Here is a 16,825-nt window from a genome sequence, read left to right as displayed (position 1 = left end):
CGACGCCACCGGCGCCGACGCGGGCGGCCCGACGCGGGTGCCCCGGGACTCCCGGGGCACCCGCGTCGTGCTCGACGGGCACGGCCTCGACGTGGCCGGCGTGGTGCGGCTCGCCGAGGGCGGCGCCGCACCCGCCGTGCCGCCCGAGGCGCTCGACCGGGCCCGCCGCTCGTGGCACGACGCCCAGCGCCTCGCCGCCACCGGCCTGCTCTACGGACGCGGCACGGGCGTCGGCGCCCACCGCTCCGTGCCCGTCGACGCCGCCGACGAGACCGGCCACGGGCTGCGCCTGCTGCGCAGCCACGCGGGCGGCGCCGGCCGTCACCTCCCCGCGCGGCACGTGCGCGCGATGCTCGCCGTGCGCGCCAACCAGCTCCTCGCGGGCGGCTCCGGCATCCAGCCCGCGTTCGTCACCGCGCTCACCGACGCCCTGTGCCTCGGCGTGCACCCCGCCGTCAACGAGTTCGGGGGCGTCGGCACCGGCGACCTCACCGCCCTCGCCCAGACCGGCCTCACCCTGATCGGCGAACGCCCCTGGCTCGGCGGCGGGGACGGCGGCGAACTGCCCGCCCCCGTCACCCTCCAGTCCGGCGACGCCCTCGCCCTGCTCAGCAGCAACGCCCTCGCCCTCGGCCAGGCGGCCCTCGCCTGCCACGCGCTCGACCTGCTGCTGCGCGCCTCGCACGCCGTGGCCGCCCTGTCCCTCGCCGCCGTCTCCGGCTCGCTGGAGGCGTACGCGGCACCCGTGCACGCCCTGCGCCCCTACCCCGGCGCGGCCCGTGCCGCCGCCGAGGTGCGCCGGCTGCTCGGTGCCCCCGACCGGCCGGTCCGCGGTCCCGGACGCATCCAGGACCCGTTCGGCTTCCGGGCGTTCCCGCAGGTCCACGGGCCCGCGCTGGAGGCGTCGGACCGGTTGCGGCAGATCGTCGAGGTCGAGGTCAACTGCCCGTCCGAGAACCCCCTGATGCTGCCCGACGGATCCGCCGCCTACCACCACGGCGGCTTCTTCGCGGCACCCCTCGGGCTCGCGCTCGACGCGCTGTGCCTGTCGGTGCTCCAGACCGGGCACCTCTCCACGGCCCGGCTCGCCGCGCTGGGCCGGACCGACCTGACCGGGCTGCCGGCCTTCCTCGCCGAAGGATCCGCGAGCAGCTCCGGCACGATGATCCTGGAGTACACGGCGCACTCGGCGCTCGCCGAACTGCGGTCCTGCGCGGCACCCGCCTCGGTCGGGCACGCGGTGCTCGCGCACGGGCTGGAGGAGGCGGCCAGCTTCGCCTCGCAGGGCGCCCGGCAGGCGCTGCGCGCGGTCGAGTCGTATACGACCGTGCTCGCCTGCGAGTTGGTCACCGCGGTCCGCGCGCTGCGGATGCACCCCGCGCCGCCGCCCGTCCTCGCCCTCGAACTCGCCGCCGCCGTACTGCCGTCCGGCACCGAGGACCGCCCGCTGGCCCCCGACCTGACGGCGGCGGCCGAACTACTGCCGAGACTGGCCGAGTTGTAGGCGGGCGAGGCCGCCCGCCGTGGTCGCGCACAGGAAACACCGCAGGCCACGGGGGACTTGGCGGTGGCGGCCCTGCTCCCGTACCTGGGTGTCAGGAATGCTGACAGCCTGTCGTAGGCTTCGCTCGCGCGCACCCCCTCGCCCCGCCCGCGTCGTCGCGGACCGGTGCCGCGCGTACCCGCAACTCCCCGGCCCCGCACGGCCGGACGGCGGTCGCGACTCGTGGACCGGCGCCCCGGACGGGGCCCGGAGCCGCGGCGCGCCGACGCGCACGGAAGACGTCCGCAGCCCACGAGGAGGACAGCCCAGATGACCCGTGACCCCGGGACACCCGCGGACGACGACGGCAGCCGCGGCGGCGACGCCGGCGGCACGGCGGAAGTGCCACAGGCGGAGGTGCCACGGGCGGAGGTGCCACGGGCGGAGACGTCCGCCCCCGCTTCCGGCTCCGACTCCGGCTCCGGTCCCGCCTCCGCGGCCGCGGCTGCCGAGCCCGCCCCTGCCCCTGTCCCTGCCCCCGCCCCCGCCTCCGCGTCCGATCCGGCTCCCGTGCCGGTGCCGGTGCCGGTGCCGGTGCCGGAGCCGGACGCGGTCTTCGCCGTCCTGGCGCGGTCAACTCCCGTACCGACCGCAGACGTTGAGAAGCCGTCCGACGAAGTGACCGCCGAGCGGCGGCCCGACGCTGCCGACGCGGGCCGAGACCCCGCGACGGCGGAAGAGGCGACGGCCCCCGCCGCTGCCTCTGCCCCCGCCGGAGAGGACACCGAGCCGGACGGCGGCTCCGGGGCCGCGGGTGCGGCGGGCGGGGGGCGTCCGCCCGGCCGGGTGCCGCGTCCCGTGATGGTCGCGGCGGCCTTCGCGGGCGTCCTGCTGCTGGGCATACCCGTGGCCGTCTGGGGACTCCAGCACCGCGACACCGGGTCCGGCGGCCAGGACGGCACCCGCGCGAACGACCGGCTGGCCGGCACCGTGCTGGGTGACTCGGCCGCACCCGGGGTGTCGGTGGGCTCGGCGGCCCCCACGTCCACCGGCGGCGCGAAGGCGAAGAAGGGCACACCGTCCGCGCACACCACCCTCCCCGCGGCGGGCACCGGCGACGGCGTGGCCGCCGCGGGCGGTCCGGGCGCCGTGGACAGCGCCTCGCCCGCCGGGCGGACCACCGCGACCGCGTCCGGCACGGCCGCCGCGAAGGACGGCGGGCAGGCCCCGGCGGCCGTCGCGCCCACCACGCCGCCCATCGTCTACACCGCCGTCGCGGGCCCCAATTGCGAGAGCGGCCAGCGCTTCCAGAAGCACGGTTACGTCAGCGACGCCAAGACGGGATGGTCCACCTCCACCGGCGGTTACGTGGGCGGCGGCTGCGACGGCCACTACGTGTCGGTGCCGATGTCCGGCAGCGCCACCAAGGACGCGGGGAACACCACCAACTGGCTGTTCGACCTGCCCGCGAGCGTGAGCGCCTGCAAGGTCTCCGTGTACATTCCGCGCAACTCCAGTGTGCTGAAGGTCGGAGGCACGGACACGTACTACACCGTGTACCGGTACTTCCTGCCGAAGGACAGCAACCTGCTCGGGCACTTCACCATCAACCAGGTGGCGCACGAGGGGAGTTGGTACAACCTGAGCGGCTGGTACCCCATCACCGAGAAGAAGCTCTCGGTGGAGCTGCACGACCGCGGCCTCGACTGGCAGGGCAGCACGCGGACGTACGCGCACCACGCGGCCTCGGCCGTCAAGGTCTCCTGCACCTCCTGAACCGCACACGACCGAGGTGAACGCCGTGTCCGAAGACCTCATCGGTGCCGGGACCGGCACCGGGGACGACCCCGCCCTCGGGGTCCCGGGCGCCCCGCTGGCCCGTGTCGCCGCGGTCCTGGGGGCGACCGTGGTGGGCGCGGGGCGCGGGGCGGGTGCCGTCACCGTCGGCGGCGTGATCATCGCGGAGCCGGGGGACGCGCTGGGCGACCTGACCGGCGTGCTCGTCCTCACCGCCGGGGTCCGGGGCGCGGACGCCGCGGACCAGGTCGGTGCGGCGGCCGGGGCCGGTGCGGCGGCCGTGGCGGTCCGCGTGGACACCACCGGCGTGCCGGTCGCGGCGGACGAGGTCCCGGCGGCGGTACGGCAGTGCGCCGAACGGGCCGGTGTGCCCGTCCTCGCCGTGGCGGCCGGGCTGCGCTGGGACCAGGTGGAGACCGCCGTGCGCGGAGAGCTGGCGCGCGCGGCGGCGGCCGAGCGGGGCGGCGGCCCCCGCGGCGACCTGTACGCCCTCGCCCAGACCGTCGCCTCGCTCACCCGGGGCCTGGTCAGCGTCGAGGACACCGGGCACCGGGTCCTCGCCTACGCGGGCTCCGCCGACGAGGCGGACGAGCCGCGGCGCCGTTCGATCCTGGAGCGCGCGTGCGCCGAGCCCTGCCTCTCGCACATGCGCGAGTGGGGCGTCTACCGCCGGGTGCGCGACGGTGACGAGGTGGTCGACGTCGCCGCCCGTCCCGAACTCGGCCTGCGGCGACGGCTGGTGGTGGGCATCCACGCCGGTCCGCGGCCGCTGGGCACCCTCTGGCTCCAGGAGGGCGACCGCCCGCTCGCGGACCGCTCCGACCAGGTGCTGCGCGGCGCGGCCCGGCTCGCCGCGCCCCAACTCGTCGACCACTACTACCTGGGCGACCCGGACGGCCGGCTGCGGTCCCGCGAGGACCTCGCGCACGGTCTGCTCACCGGCCGCTTCAACGCCTCCGCGCTCGCCGTGCACCTCGGCATCGCACCCACCTCCGGCGCCTCCGTCGTCGCCGTCGACCTGCGGGAGGAGCCGGACGCGGGCGACGCGGCCCGGCGCGACGCCCGGCTCGCCGAGGCCGCCGGGATGGTTTCCGTGCACGCCGCGGCGTACCGCAGGAACGCGCTCGTGGCGCAGGCGTGCGGGCAGATCTACGTGATGCTGCCCGAGCCCGCCGACCGCGCCCCCGCCGAACGGCCCCTGCTGCGCTGGACGAACGACCTGGTGACCGTCCTGCGCGGGCACACCCGCACCCCCGTGCAGGCCGTCGTGGCGGGAACGGCGGCCGACCTCGCGGACATCCCCGTGGTCAAGCTGCGCGGTCACCACGGCCTGGAGATCCTGGCCCGCACACCGCACCGCGCCGTGGAGACGCACGACCGGCTCGTCTCGCCGCTCATGGTGCGCGAGGTACTGGACGTCCTGGACCGGCACGGCGGCGTACGCCACCCGGGACTTGAGGCGCTGGCCGCCCACGACGCCGCCCACGGAACGGAGTTGGCCCGCTCGCTGCTGCGCTACCTGGACGCCTTCGGCGAGGTCGGTGTCGTCGCGAAGGAGCTGAGCGTGCACCCCAACACCCTGCGCTACCGGGTGCGGAAGGCCGTCGCCCTCGCGGGACTCGACCTCGACGACCCCGAGCACCGGCTGGCCGCCATGCTCGGACTGCGGCTGATGAACCGGGGGAGCGGCGCCGAGAACGGCGCCCCGTTCTTTCCGCACTGACGCCGGCGGCCCCCCGCACCTCCTGTCCGCCTCCGCCCCGCTGTCCGCCCCGACAGCCGGCCCCCTCCGGCCTTGTCCGGGCGGACAACCGACGCGGGGGCCCGGCGTCGGTAGCGTGCCGCTCCCACCCCCGTCGGAGAGGTCCGCCCGTGGCACCGCCGTCCCCGGTCACCCACCCCGCCGTGCTGCTGCGCCACGTGGTCACCGCGCTGGCCGGCCCGTTCGTCGACCTGCTGGCCGCGCCCCGCGGTGTCGAACTGCCCCTGGAGGCAGTGGCGATCGTCGAGCCCGACGACACGACCGCCCTCCGGCCCGGCACCCTCGCGCTGGTGATCGGCGTCCGGGGCCGGGCGGCCCTGCGCCCGCTGCTGGCCGCCGGGCGGGCCGGCGCGGTCGCCGTCGCGGTGCGCACGGACCCGGACGCCGCCGGGACCGAGGCGCTGCGGCGGGCGGCGGCCGAGTGCGGTGCCGCGTTGCTCGGCGTGCGCGAGGAGGCCCGCTGGGAACAGGTCGCCGCCGTCGCCCGCACCCTCCTCGACGTGGCGCCGCCGACCGCCGAGTTCACCGAACAGCAGGCGCACGGCGACCTGTTGTCGCTCGTGCAGACCCTGGCCACCCTCACCGGCGGCATCATCAGCATCGAGGACGCGGCGGGCAGGGTCCTCGCCTACTCCCGCTCGGACGACCAGGTCGACGAGGTGCGCCGCATGTCGATCCTGGGCCACGCCTGCCCGGAGGACTACCTCTCCTTCCTGCGTGACTCCGGCGTGTACGCGCGGCTGCGCGCGGGGGAGGAGGTGCTGGACGTGCCGGAGCGCGCCGATCTCGGCGCCCGCCGCCGGACGGCCGCCGGGATCATGGCGGGCGGGCGGCTGCTCGGCACCATCTGGACGCAGGAGGGCGCCGTCCCGCTCGCCGGCCGCACCCCCGAGGTGCTGCGCGGCGCGGCCCGCCTCGCGGCGGTGCACCTCATCCGCAGGCCGCGCGACCCGGCCCTGGACACCGCGCTGCGCGAGGAGTTCGCCGCCGGGCTGCTGGCCGGCCGCGTGCCCGCGGGGTCGCTCGCCGCCTGCCTCGGGGTCTCGCCGGACGGCGCCGTGACCGTGGTCGGCATCGATCTGCGCGACGGGCCCGAGCAGCCGGCCGGCCCGGCCCTCGCCCCGGCCCTGCGCCGCTCCCGGGCGGCCGAGATCGCCTCCGTGCACGCCGCCGCCTACCGGCGCACCGCGGTCGCCGCCCAACTCGACGGCAGGCTGTACGTGTTGCTGCCGGAGGGCGACCACGACCCGCGCCCCGCGGCCGACCCGGCGCTGCTCGCCTGGACCTCCGACCTGGTCGGCACGCTCCGGACCCATCTGGCACCGGCCGCGCAGGCCGCCGTCACCGCCCGTGCGCCCCGGCTGGCCGAGGCGCCGAAGGCCCGCGGGACCGCCGACCGGATGCTCGCCGTGCTGGCCCGCAGCCCGGACCGCACGGTCGCCTCGTACCCGGACCTGCGGGCCTCCGTGGTCCTCGGCGAGGTGCTCGAACTGCTCGACGAGCACCCGGGGATCCACGACCCGGCCCTCGACGTGCTGACCGCCTACGACCGCAAGCACGGCGCCGACCTCGCCGCGTCGCTGCTGCTGTACCTCGACGCCTTCGGGGACGTCGCCCGGGTCGCCGAGCGTCTGCACATCCACCCCAACACGCTGCGCCACCGGGTGCGCCGGGCGGTCGAGCTCACCGGGATCGACCTCGACGACCCCGAACAACGGCTGGTCGCCATGCTCCAGTTGAGACGGACGCCGGGCGGGCACCCCGCGTGACGCGCGCGTTGCCGGGCATTGTCCGCGCCGACAACATCCGGCGCCCCACGTCTGCCGTCCGGACAGCATTCGGTGCGCCTCCCGCCGCCTACTTTTCAGCCACCGCTGATCGGTCAAGGGGAGGAAAACCCATGCGTCACACCCGTCTGTTCCGCTTCGGGGTGCCGTTCGTCGTCGGAGCCATGGCTCTGACCGCGTGCGGCAGCAGGGACGAAGGCGACGGCAGCTCCGGCGAGAGCTCCGGCACCACGGTCACCATCGGGTTCGACGCCCCGCTGTCGAAGGACCTGGCGGCCGTCGGCCTCGGCATGAAGAACGCCGCCGAACTGGCCGTCGAGCAGGCCAACAAGAACAGGACCGTCCCCGGAGTCACCTTCCGGCTCTCCGCGAAGGACGACCAGGCGACGCCGACCATCGGTCAGCAGAACGCCGCCGCGTTCGCCGCCGACGACAGCGTCATCGGCGTGGTCGGGGCCTACAACTCGTCGGTGTCGGCGGCCATGCAGTCCACCGTGCACGACGCCGGCATGGTGGAGATCTCCGGCGCCAACACCAGCCCGGACCTGACCCGGGGCGCCGACTACAAGACGGCCCCGAAGCGGCAGTACGACAACTACTTCCGCACCATCACCACCGACGACGTGCAGGCCCCGGTCGCCGCCGAGTACTTCTACCAGGACCTCGGCATCAAGAGGATCGCCACCGTCGACGACAAGAAGACCTACGGCGCGGGCCTGGTCAAGGAGTTCACCGCCGCGTTCGAGGAACTCGGCGGCAAGGTCGTCGTCCACCAGAGCATCAATCCCGACGAGAGCGACTACGCGTCCGTCGTCGGCAGCGTCAAGTCCTCTGGCGCCAAGGCCGTTTACTACGGCGGCGAGTACCCGCAGGCGGGGGCGCTGAAGAAGCAGCTCGTCGCGGCCGGCTTCACCGGCCCGCTCGGCGGCGGCGACGCCGTCAAGGACGACTCGATCGTGAAGCTCGCCGGCGCCAGGGCCGCGGACGGCATCTACACCACCTCCGACGGTCAGCCCGTGGAGACGCTCCCCTCGGCGAAGAGCTTCATCTCCGCCTACCGGGCCGCCGGTTACAGCGAGCCGTACGGCGTCTTCGGCGCGTACACCTACGACGCCACCAACGCCCTCGTCCAGGCCGTGAAGGCCGCCGTCGGCGACGGCGCGGCCGGTGCGGTCAAGGACCTGCGGCCCAAGGTCGTCACCGCGATGGCCGACGTCAGCTTCACCGGCGCCACCGGCCGGATCGGCTTCGACCAGTACGGCGACAGCGTCAACAAGGTCATCAGCATCAACCGGATCGAGGACGGCGCCTGGAAGGACGGCGTCAAGGTCTTCAAGAAGTGATCGCCGCCGTACGAACGTCAGCACGTTAGGAACCGCGGTGTCCCCCACCGAACTCGTCCAACTACTCGCCGACGGCCTGATCCTCGGCTCCATGTACGGCCTCATGGCCGTCGGATACACGATGGTCTACGGCATCCTCCAGATCATCAACTTCGCCCACGGCGAGATCTACATGCTCGGCGGCTTCGGCGCGCTGTTCGTCTACTCGTGGGTGCCGGGTCTGCGCGACGTCCCCCTGTGGGCCGCGCTCCCCGTCCTTCTGGTGGCCGGCGTGACCGTGTCGGTCTGCGCCGCCCTCGCCGCCGAGCGCCTCGCCTACCGCCCGCTGCGCCACGCGCCGCGGCTCGCCCCGCTGATCAGCGCGATCGGCCTGTCCCTCTTCCTCCAGCAGTTCGTCTTCAACTTCTTCACCCTGCCCGGGGGTTCGGTGGGGGTCACCGCGCCGGTCCCCTTCCCGCAGTTCGACACGGCGCCGATCGGGTGGGGCGGCGTGCAGGTGTCGGCCGCCGGCCTGCTCACCCTCTTCCTCGCCGCCGCCGCGATGTTCGCCCTGACCTGGTTCGTGGGGCGGACCAGGACCGGGCGGGCCATGCAGGCCACCGCCCAGGACCCGTCCACCGCACGGCTGATGGGCATCGACACCGACCGCATCATCGTGATCGCGTTCGCCGTCGGCGCCGCGCTCGCCGCCCTCGCCTGCGTCACCCAGGGCCTGCGCCTGGGCACCATCTCGTACAACATGGGCTTCATCACCGGCCTGAAGGGCTTCACCGCGGCCGTCCTCGGCGGCATCGGCAACATCCGGGGCGCCATGGCGGGCGGTGTGGTCCTCGGGCTCGCCGAGTCGCTGGCGTCCGGGGCGCTGCCGCACATCGACGCCATGTCGATGTTCAGCGGTTCCGTGTGGAAGGACGTGTGGGCCTTCGTGATCCTCATCGTGGTGCTGCTGATCCGGCCGCAGGGCCTGTTCGGCGAACGAGTCGCGGACAGGGCGTGAGGCGCGTGCACTTCTCCCGGCGCAACCCGCTTCCCGTCCTGCCGAGGCGTCACGCACTCCTCGTCGCCCTCGCCGGCACGGTCCTCACCCTGGCCTCCCCGTTCCTCGCGTGGACCTGGACCGCCCGCTTCCCCGGCAACCTGACGATCGACGGCTACCCCGGCGGCAGCCAGCTCGTCACCCTGGCGTGCGGACTGCTCGCGGCGGTCGCGCTGGCCGCCGCGTACCGCCTGCCGGTGCTCGCCCCGGCGGGCGCCGCCCGCGCCCTGCGGGCCGCCGCGCTCGCCGCGCTCACCACCACCTGGGTCACCGTCGTCGCGATCACCGTCGACCTCGGGGGCCTCGCCAACCTCGAACCCGGCGCCTGGCTCGCCGCGTTCGGCACCGTCCTGCTCACCGCCGGCGCGTACACGCTGCCCGACGACACGGTGGACGCGCCCCCGGCCCGCCGCCTGCCGCGCTGGGCCGAGGCCGCCGTCATCACCGTGGTGTTCGTCGTGGCGATGTACGTCCTGACGTACGGCATCACGACCGGCTCACCGGAGGAGTTCCTGGCCTTCCTGCCGGCCGCCCTCTTCGGCGGACGTGCCCTGGCGGTGTCCGGACTCGGCGCCCGGCTCTCCGCCCTGACCGCCCGCAACCGCGTCGCGACCGCCGTCGCCTCGCTCGCCTCGGCGCTGGTCTTCCCGTTCACGCAGTCCAACGACCAGTACACGGCGATCGCGGACAACATCCTCGTCTTCGCCGCCGTCGCCCTCGGCCTGAACATCGTGGTCGGCCTGGTCGGACTGCTCGACCTCGGCTACGTCGCCTTCCTGGGCACCGGCGCCTACACCGCCGCCCTGGTGTCCGGATCGACGTTCTCCACCCTGGACGTCGGACCGCTGCCGTTCTGGCTCACCGCGCTGCTCGGCATGGCGGTCTCGCTGGTCGCCGGCATCGTCATCGGAGCACCCACCCTGCGGCTGCACGGCGACTACCTCGCCATCGTCACCCTCGGCTTCGGCGAGATCTTCCGCATCACCGTGAACAACCTCGACGGCACGTCGGGCCCCTCGCTCACCAACGGCCCCAACGGCATCAACTCCATCCCCGACCTGAGCGTGCTCGGCTTCGACTTCGGCGAGCCGCACACGATCCTCGGCGTCGCCTTCGGCCGCTTCGCCAACTACTACCTGCTGCTCCTGGCGGTGACGGCGTTCGTCGTCTTCCTGTTCGCGCGGGTCGGGGACTCCCGGATCGGGCGGGCCTGGATCGCGCTGCGCGAGGACGAGACGGCCGCCACCGCGATGGGCATCGAGGGTTTCCGCTTCAAGCTGCTCGCCTTCGGCATGGGCGCCTCCCTCGCGGGCCTCGCCGGCACCGTCATGGCGCACCTCCAGACCAACGCGGTGCCCGACAACTACAAGTTCGCCGACACCGCGCCGCCCAACTCGGCGTTCCTGCTGGCCGCCGTCGTCCTCGGCGGCATGGGCACCGTCTCCGGCCCGCTGGTGGGCGCCGCGCTGCTCTACCTGGTCCCGGCCAAGTTCGAGTTCTTCAGCAAGTACCAGATGATGCTCTTCGGCCTCGCGCTGGTGGTCATGATGATCTACCGGCCCGAGGGCCTGATCCCGGACAGGAAGAGGCAGTTGGAGTTCCACGAGGAGGAGGTGGCCGACGCCGAGGCGCACGCGGTCGCCGCCCGGTCGGAGGCGACGGCATGAGCACACTCCTCGAAGCCCGGGGCGTCACCATGCGCTTCGGCGGACTGACCGCCGTCGACCGGGTCGACCTGAAGGTCGGCACCGGCGAGATCGTCGGGCTCATCGGCCCCAACGGCGCCGGTAAGACCACCTTCTTCAACTGCCTGACCGGCCTGTACGTCCCGACCGAGGGCGAAGTCCGGTTCCGGGACGCGGTGTTGCCGCCGCGGCCGGCGAAGGTCACCCGGGCCGGCGTCGCCCGCACCTTCCAGAACATCCGGCTGTTCGCGAACATGTCGGTCCTGGAGAACGTCATGGTGGGGCGGCACACCCGGGCCGCGGAAGGACTCCTCTCCGCGATCGGCCGCGGTCCCCGCTACCGGCGCACCGAACGGGAGTCCCGCGAGAAGGGCCGCGAACTGCTCGACTTCGTCGGGCTCGGCGCGTACGCCGGGACCACCGCCCGCAACCTCCCCTACGGCGGCCAGCGCCGCCTGGAGATCGCCCGCGCGCTGGCCTCCGAACCGGGGCTGCTGCTCCTGGACGAGCCCACCGCGGGCATGAACCCCCAGGAGACCCGCGACACCGAACGGCTGGTCCACGCGATACGGGACCGGGGCGTCGCGGTCCTCGTCATCGAGCACGACATGCGTTTCATCATGAACCTCTGCGACCGGGTCGCCGTCCTGGTGCAGGGCGCCAAGCTCGTCGAGGGCGCCCCCGCCGAGGTCCAGGCCGATCCCCGGGTCGTCGAGGCGTACCTGGGCGCACCGCAGGAGGAGACCGCGTGAGCGCGCTGCTGGAGGTCGAGGACCTGTGCGTCGCGTACGGGAAGGTGGAGGCCGTCAAGGGCGTCTCCTTCTCCGTCGAGGAGGGCGAGGTCGTCACCCTGATCGGCACCAACGGCGCCGGCAAGACGACCACGCTGCACACCCTCAGCGGACTGCTGAGGCCGGCCGCCGGAACGGTGCGGTTCCGGGGCCGCGACCTCGCCGGGACGGCCGCGCACCACGTGGTCGCGCTGGGCCTCGCCCACTCGCCGGAGGGGCGGCACATCTTCCCGCGGCTCACCGTGGAGGAGAACCTGCTGCTCGGCGCGTACCTGCGCAAGGACGACCCGGGGATCGCCGACGACGTCGAACGCGCGTACACGCTCTTCCCGCGGCTGCGCGAGCGCCGCGCCCAGGCGGCGGGCACCCTGTCCGGCGGCGAGCAGCAGATGCTGGCGATGGGACGGGCCCTGATGTGCCGTCCGACGCTGCTGATGCTCGACGAACCGTCCATGGGCCTCTCGCCGATCATGATGCGGAAGATCATGGACACGGTCGCCGAACTGAGGCGCACCGGCACCACGATCCTGCTCGTCGAACAGAACGCCCGTGCGGCACTGGCCCTCGCCGACCGCGCGTACGTGATGGAGACGGGCCGCATCGTCCTGGAGGGCACGGGCGCGGAACTGATGGACGACGAGAACGTCCGCAAGGCCTACCTGGGGGAGGACTGAACGCCGGGCACCGGCGGCGCCGCGGGGCCGGACGGGAACACCGCGCGGCCCCGCGCGGGGGGTGTTCCGGCCGGTTTCACGCGATGGTGTGATCATGTGAGGCCGCGTGGATGCCCCGCCGACCCCCTGGGCAGGACCCGCCCATGACCCAGCCGTTCGAACTCCCGCACTTCTACATGCCGTATCCCGCACGGCTCAACCCCCATCTCGACGAGGCCCGCGCGCACTCGACGGCATGGGCGCGCGAGATGGGCATGCTGGAGGGCTCCGGGATCTGGGAGCAGGCCGACCTCGACGCGCACGACTACGGACTGCTCTGCGCCTACACCCACCCCGACTGCGACGGGCCCGCCCTGTCGCTGATCACCGACTGGTACGTGTGGGTGTTCTTCTTCGACGACCACTTCCTGGAGATCTTCAAGCGCAGCCAGGACCGGGCCGGCGGCAAGGCGTACCTGGACCGGCTGCCGCTGTTCATGCCGATGGACCTCGACACCCCGGTGCCGGTGCCGCGCAACCCGGTCGAGGCCGGGCTGATCGACCTGTGGCGGCGCACGGTGCCGGCGATGTCCGCCGACTGGCGCCGCCGTTTCGCGGTGTCCACGGAGCACCTGCTCAACGAGTCCATGTGGGAGCTGTCCAACATCAACGAGGGGCGGGTGTCGAACCCCGTCGAGTACATCGAGATGCGGCGCAAGGTCGGCGGCGCCCCGTGGTCCGCGGGGCTGGTGGAGTACGCCACGGCCGAAGTCCCGTGCCGGGTCGCGGAGTCGAGGCCGCTGCGCGTGCTGATGGAGACGTTCTCCGACGGCGTCCACCTGCGCAACGACCTGTTCTCCTACCAGCGCGAGGTGGAGGAGGAGGGCGAACTGAGCAACGGCGTCCTGGTGCTGGAGACCTTCTTCGGCTGCACCACGCAGCAGGCCGCCGAGACGGTCAACGACGTCCTCACCTCCCGGCTGCACCAGTTCGAGCACACCGCGCTCACCGAAGTGCCCGCCCTCGCCGTCGAGAAGGGCCTCGCCCCGCACGAGGTCGCGGCGGTCGCCGCCTACGTCAAGGGCCTCCAGGACTGGCAGTCGGGCGGCCACGAGTGGCACATGCGCTCCAGCCGCTACATGAACGAGAACGCCGTCACGGCCCCCGCCTGGCAGGCCCCCACCGGCCCCGGTACCTCGGCGGCGAGCGTGAGCGCACTGCTCGCCTCGGCCGGCGCGGAACGCCTGCGCGCGTACACGCACGTGCCGTACCGGAAGGTGGGCCCGTCCCGGCTCCCGGACTTCCACATGCCGTTCGCCCTGCAACTGAGCCCGCACCTCGACGACTCCCGCGCGCACCTCGTCGACTGGTGCCGCGCCACGGGCATCCTCGCGGAGGGCGTCTGGGACGAGGACAAGCTCGCCGCGTACGACCTCGCGCTGTGCTCGGCGGGCCTGGACCCGGACGCCACTCCCGAGGCCCTGGACCTCAGCGCCTGCTGGCTCGCCTGGGGCACCTACGGCGACGACTACTACCCGCTGGTCTACGGCCACCGCCGCGACCTGGCCGCGGCGAAGATCACCACGGCCCGCCTCTCCGACTGCATGCCGCTCGCGGACGAACCGGCCGCGGTGGTCCCGGCCAACGCGATGGAGCGCGGCCTGCTGGACCTCTGGCGGCGCACCACGGCGGCGATGTCCGAGGCCGACCGGCGCACCCTCAAGAAGTCGATCGACGACATGACCGAGAGCTGGGTGTGGGAGCTGGCCAACCAGATCCAGAACAGGGTCCCGGACCCGGTCGACTACCTGGAGATGCGCCGCGCCACCTTCGGCTCCGACCTCACCCTGAGCATGTGCCGCATGGGCCACGGCCCCCAGGTCCCGCCCGAGGTCTACCGCAGCGGCCCGGTCCGCTCCCTGGAGAACGCGGCGATCGACTACGCCTGCCTCCTGAACGACGTCTTCTCGTACCAGAAGGAGATCGAGTTCGAGGGCGAGATGCACAACGCGATCCTCGTCGTGCAGAACTTCTTCGGCCTGGACTACCCCGCCGCGCTGGCGGTCGTGCACGACCTGATGACGCAGCGCATGCAGCAGTTCCAGCACGTGGCGGCCAACGAACTGCCGGTGCTGTACGACGACTTCGGCCTCTCGAAGGAGGCACGCGCCGTCATGGGCGGCTACGTGAAGGACCTGGAGAACTGGCTCTCGGGCATCCTGCACTGGCACCGCGAGGTGGACCGCTACAAGCACGAGTGGCTCTCGGGCCGGGCCCACGGCTTCCTCCCGGACCGCGCCCCGGCCCTCGCCCTGGGCTGACCGCCCGCCCCGTCCCACGAGCGGCGGCACCCACCGGTGCCGCCGCCGCGGCCCGGCCCCGCGACGGACGCACCCGCCCCGTCCGCGACACCCCCACCCACTGCACGGAGGACGCCCCGGCCCCGATCCACCGCACAGAAGATCCGCCGACCGGCTCGCGCCGCCCCGCCGCTCCGGGCAGGATGCTGCACACGACTCGTAGCCCGACCCGCACCCGGAGGCCCCGATGACCGGCAACGGCAGCCCGCCTTCCTTCACCGCCGCCGACTACCGCGCCCGCATGGACCGCGCGGCGGGCGACGCGGCCGACGCCGGGCTCGCCGGACTGCTGATCGCGCCGGGCCCCGACCTCGTGTGGCTCACGGGCTACGCCCCGCCCGCGGCGACCGAGCGGCTCACCCTGCTGGTGCTGGCCGCCGGACAGGACCCCGTCCTGGTCGTCCCCGCGCTGGAGGCCCCGGACGCGGCGAACGCCGTCGGCGCCCCCGCGCTGACCCTGCGCGACTGGACCGACGGCAAGGACCCCTACGCGGCGACGGCGGCCCTCCTCGGCGGCACGGGCAGGCTGGGCGTCAGCGACAACACCTGGGCCCTGCACCTGCTCGCTCTCCAGCGCACCCTGCCCGGCACCACGTACGCGGCCCTGACCGAGGCGCTCCCCATGCTGCGCGCGGTCAAGGACACCGCCGAACTGGAGCTGATGTCGGCGGCCGGGGCGGCGGCGGACGCGACGTTCGAGAAGATCCGCACGGTGCCCTTCGCGGGCCGCCGCGAACGCGACGTCGCCGGGGACCTCGACGCCCTGCTGCGCCGGTTCGGCCACCAGCAGGTCGACTTCACCATCGTCGCGTCGGGCCCCAACGGCGCCAACCCGCACCACGAGATCGGCGACCGGGTCATCGAGGACGGCGACATGGTCGTCCTGGACTTCGGCGGGCTCAAGGACGGCTACGGCTCGGACACCTCCCGCACCGTCCACGTCGGCGAACCGACGGACGAGGAACGCCGGGTGCACGACCTGGTCCGCGAGGCCCAGGAGGCCGGGTTCCGGGCGGTCCGCCCCGGCGCGGCCTGCCAGGACGTCGACCGGGCGGCGCGCGCGGTCATCGACGACGCCGGGTACGGGGAGTACTTCATCCACCGCACCGGCCACGGCATCGGCGTCACCACGCACGAGCCCCCGTACATGATCGAGGGCGAGGAGCAGCCGCTCGTGCCGGGGATGTGCTTCTCCGTGGAGCCCGGGGTCTACCTGCCGGGCCGGTTCGGGGTGCGCATCGAGGACATCGTCACCGTCACGGAGAGCGGCGCGCGGCGTCTCAACGACACGACGCGCGAGATGGTCGTCGTGCACTGACCGGAGAATCCAGGAGCCCACCACGTCCGTGACGACAACGGTACGCACATGACCCAGGCACCGACACCACCACCGCTCACCGAGGACACCGTCCGGCGGCTCGCGCGCTCGCTGCTCGCCGACGCCCCGGGAAAGCCGGACGGCGCCGAGGCGCGCGCCGCCGACGGACCCGCCGTCGAGCCCGTCGAGCCCGTCGAGACCGCCGAGGAGCCCTTCCCCACCAGTTGGTGGGTCGGCAGACGGTACGTGCTGCGCGTCGCGCCGGACCGGGACACCTCCGCGCGCAGACGGCGCGAGATGCGCCTGCGCGACCTGGTCCGCCCCCACCTTCCCGTCACCGTGCCCGTCTGCGTCGCGCACGCGGAGTGGGCGCCGGGGCTGCTCTGCACCCTGGACACCCGGGTGCCGGGCGGCCCGGCCGGCGCGCACGAGGTGTCGGCACTCGGCGAGGCCGACCTCGCGGGCCTGCTCACCGGACTGCGGGACGTGCCGGTGCGCCAGGCGGAGTCACTGGGCGTCCCGCAGGTCGCGCCCCGCTCCCTGGAGCCGTTGCGGCACACGGCGGAGCAGGCGGCCCAACACCTGGTCGCGGCCGACGAGTTCGAGCCCGGCAGGCTGCACCGGCTGGCGCTCCCGCAGGCATCCCGGCTGGCCGCGCAGCCCGCGGCGGCCGTCCTCGTGCACCACGGCCTCGGGGCCGCCCCCCCGGGGGGGGGCCGCCCCCGGGGGGGGCGGGGGGGGGGGGGGGGGCCCCCCCCCCCGGGGGGGGCCCCCCCCGGGGCGCTAGGGCGGCGCGACCCCGGCGTGGGG

The 16,825-nt window shown here is 74.2% G+C and carries 12 protein-coding genes; all 12 read left to right on the top strand.

All coding sequences use genetic code 11. From position 1 onward, the window contains the following. Positions 1-37 precede the first annotated feature (37 nt). The gene (locus ACFZA0_RS32935; RefSeq protein ID WP_391023961.1) at positions 38-1,504 is read left to right on the top strand and encodes an aromatic amino acid lyase; all 1,467 of its coding nucleotides are present in this window, start codon (positions 38-40) and stop codon (positions 1,502-1,504) included. Between the two features lie 309 nt (positions 1,505-1,813). Next, positions 1,814-3,259 (top strand): hypothetical protein, encoded by a 1,446-nt coding sequence (locus ACFZA0_RS32930; RefSeq protein WP_391023789.1) that lies wholly within the window; start codon positions 1,814-1,816, stop codon positions 3,257-3,259. A 25-nt stretch (positions 3,260-3,284) separates the two neighbouring features. Continuing rightward, entirely contained in the window at positions 3,285-5,003 is a 1,719-nt protein-coding gene (locus tag ACFZA0_RS32925) for a helix-turn-helix domain-containing protein (protein ID WP_391023787.1), read from the top strand. A gap of 149 nt (positions 5,004-5,152) precedes the next feature. Further along, the gene (locus ACFZA0_RS32920; protein ID WP_391023785.1) at positions 5,153-6,811 is read left to right on the top strand and encodes a helix-turn-helix domain-containing protein; all 1,659 of its coding nucleotides are present in this window, start codon (positions 5,153-5,155) and stop codon (positions 6,809-6,811) included. 131 nt (positions 6,812-6,942) lie between these two features. Beyond that, complete coding sequence (locus tag ACFZA0_RS32915) at positions 6,943-8,172, top strand: ABC transporter substrate-binding protein (protein WP_391023783.1); 1,230 nt, start codon at positions 6,943-6,945, stop codon at positions 8,170-8,172. 91 nt (positions 8,173-8,263) lie between these two features. Further along, complete coding sequence (locus ACFZA0_RS32910) at positions 8,264-9,169, top strand: branched-chain amino acid ABC transporter permease (protein ID WP_391023959.1); 906 nt, start codon at positions 8,264-8,266, stop codon at positions 9,167-9,169. A 5-nt stretch (positions 9,170-9,174) separates the two neighbouring features. After that, on the top strand, positions 9,175-10,875 hold the full coding sequence (locus ACFZA0_RS32905) for a branched-chain amino acid ABC transporter permease (RefSeq protein ID WP_391023957.1): 1,701 nt from the start codon (positions 9,175-9,177) through the stop codon (positions 10,873-10,875). Then, on the top strand, positions 10,872-11,645 hold the full coding sequence (locus ACFZA0_RS32900; protein WP_391023782.1) for an ATP-binding cassette domain-containing protein: 774 nt from the start codon (positions 10,872-10,874) through the stop codon (positions 11,643-11,645). The genes ACFZA0_RS32905 and ACFZA0_RS32900 overlap by 4 nt, the downstream gene beginning before the upstream one ends. After that, on the top strand, positions 11,642-12,358 hold the full coding sequence (locus tag ACFZA0_RS32895; protein ID WP_391023780.1) for an ATP-binding cassette domain-containing protein: 717 nt from the start codon (positions 11,642-11,644) through the stop codon (positions 12,356-12,358). Before ACFZA0_RS32900 ends, ACFZA0_RS32895 begins: the two co-directional genes overlap by 4 nt. A gap of 143 nt (positions 12,359-12,501) precedes the next feature. Next, entirely contained in the window at positions 12,502-14,658 is a 2,157-nt protein-coding gene (gene cyc2, locus ACFZA0_RS32890; RefSeq protein ID WP_391023778.1) for a germacradienol/geosmin synthase Cyc2, read from the top strand. A 226-nt stretch (positions 14,659-14,884) separates the two neighbouring features. Then, positions 14,885-16,015: a M24 family metallopeptidase gene (locus ACFZA0_RS32885; protein WP_391023776.1), complete on the top strand. Its 1,131-nt coding sequence runs from the start codon at positions 14,885-14,887 to the stop codon at positions 16,013-16,015. 48 nt (positions 16,016-16,063) lie between these two features. Further along, positions 16,064-16,825 (top strand): phosphotransferase (locus ACFZA0_RS32880; protein WP_391023774.1); only part of this gene is annotated, 762 nt, incomplete at its 3' end.

This window comes from Streptomyces sp. NPDC008150, assembly GCF_042956945.1.
In the GTDB taxonomy this organism is placed as follows: domain Bacteria; phylum Actinomycetota; class Actinomycetes; order Streptomycetales; family Streptomycetaceae; genus Streptomyces.
Note: the sequence above shows the minus strand (reverse complement) of the source record. Positions and strands in the feature narration are given on the sequence as shown.

Excerpts from the sequence above, each read along its gene's own strand:
- ACFZA0_RS32930 (WP_391023789.1), top strand. The coding sequence starts at position 1,814 with ATGACCCGTGACCCCGGGACACCCGCGGACGACGACGGCAGCCGCGGC.
- ACFZA0_RS32915 (WP_391023783.1), top strand. The coding sequence starts at position 6,943 with ATGCGTCACACCCGTCTGTTCCGCTTCGGGGTGCCGTTCGTCGTCGGA.
- ACFZA0_RS32910 (WP_391023959.1), top strand. The coding sequence starts at position 8,264 with ATGTACGGCCTCATGGCCGTCGGATACACGATGGTCTACGGCATCCTC.
- ACFZA0_RS32900 (WP_391023782.1), top strand. The coding sequence starts at position 10,872 with ATGAGCACACTCCTCGAAGCCCGGGGCGTCACCATGCGCTTCGGCGGA.
- cyc2 (WP_391023778.1), top strand. The coding sequence starts at position 12,502 with ATGACCCAGCCGTTCGAACTCCCGCACTTCTACATGCCGTATCCCGCA.
- ACFZA0_RS32885 (WP_391023776.1), top strand. The coding sequence starts at position 14,885 with ATGACCGGCAACGGCAGCCCGCCTTCCTTCACCGCCGCCGACTACCGC.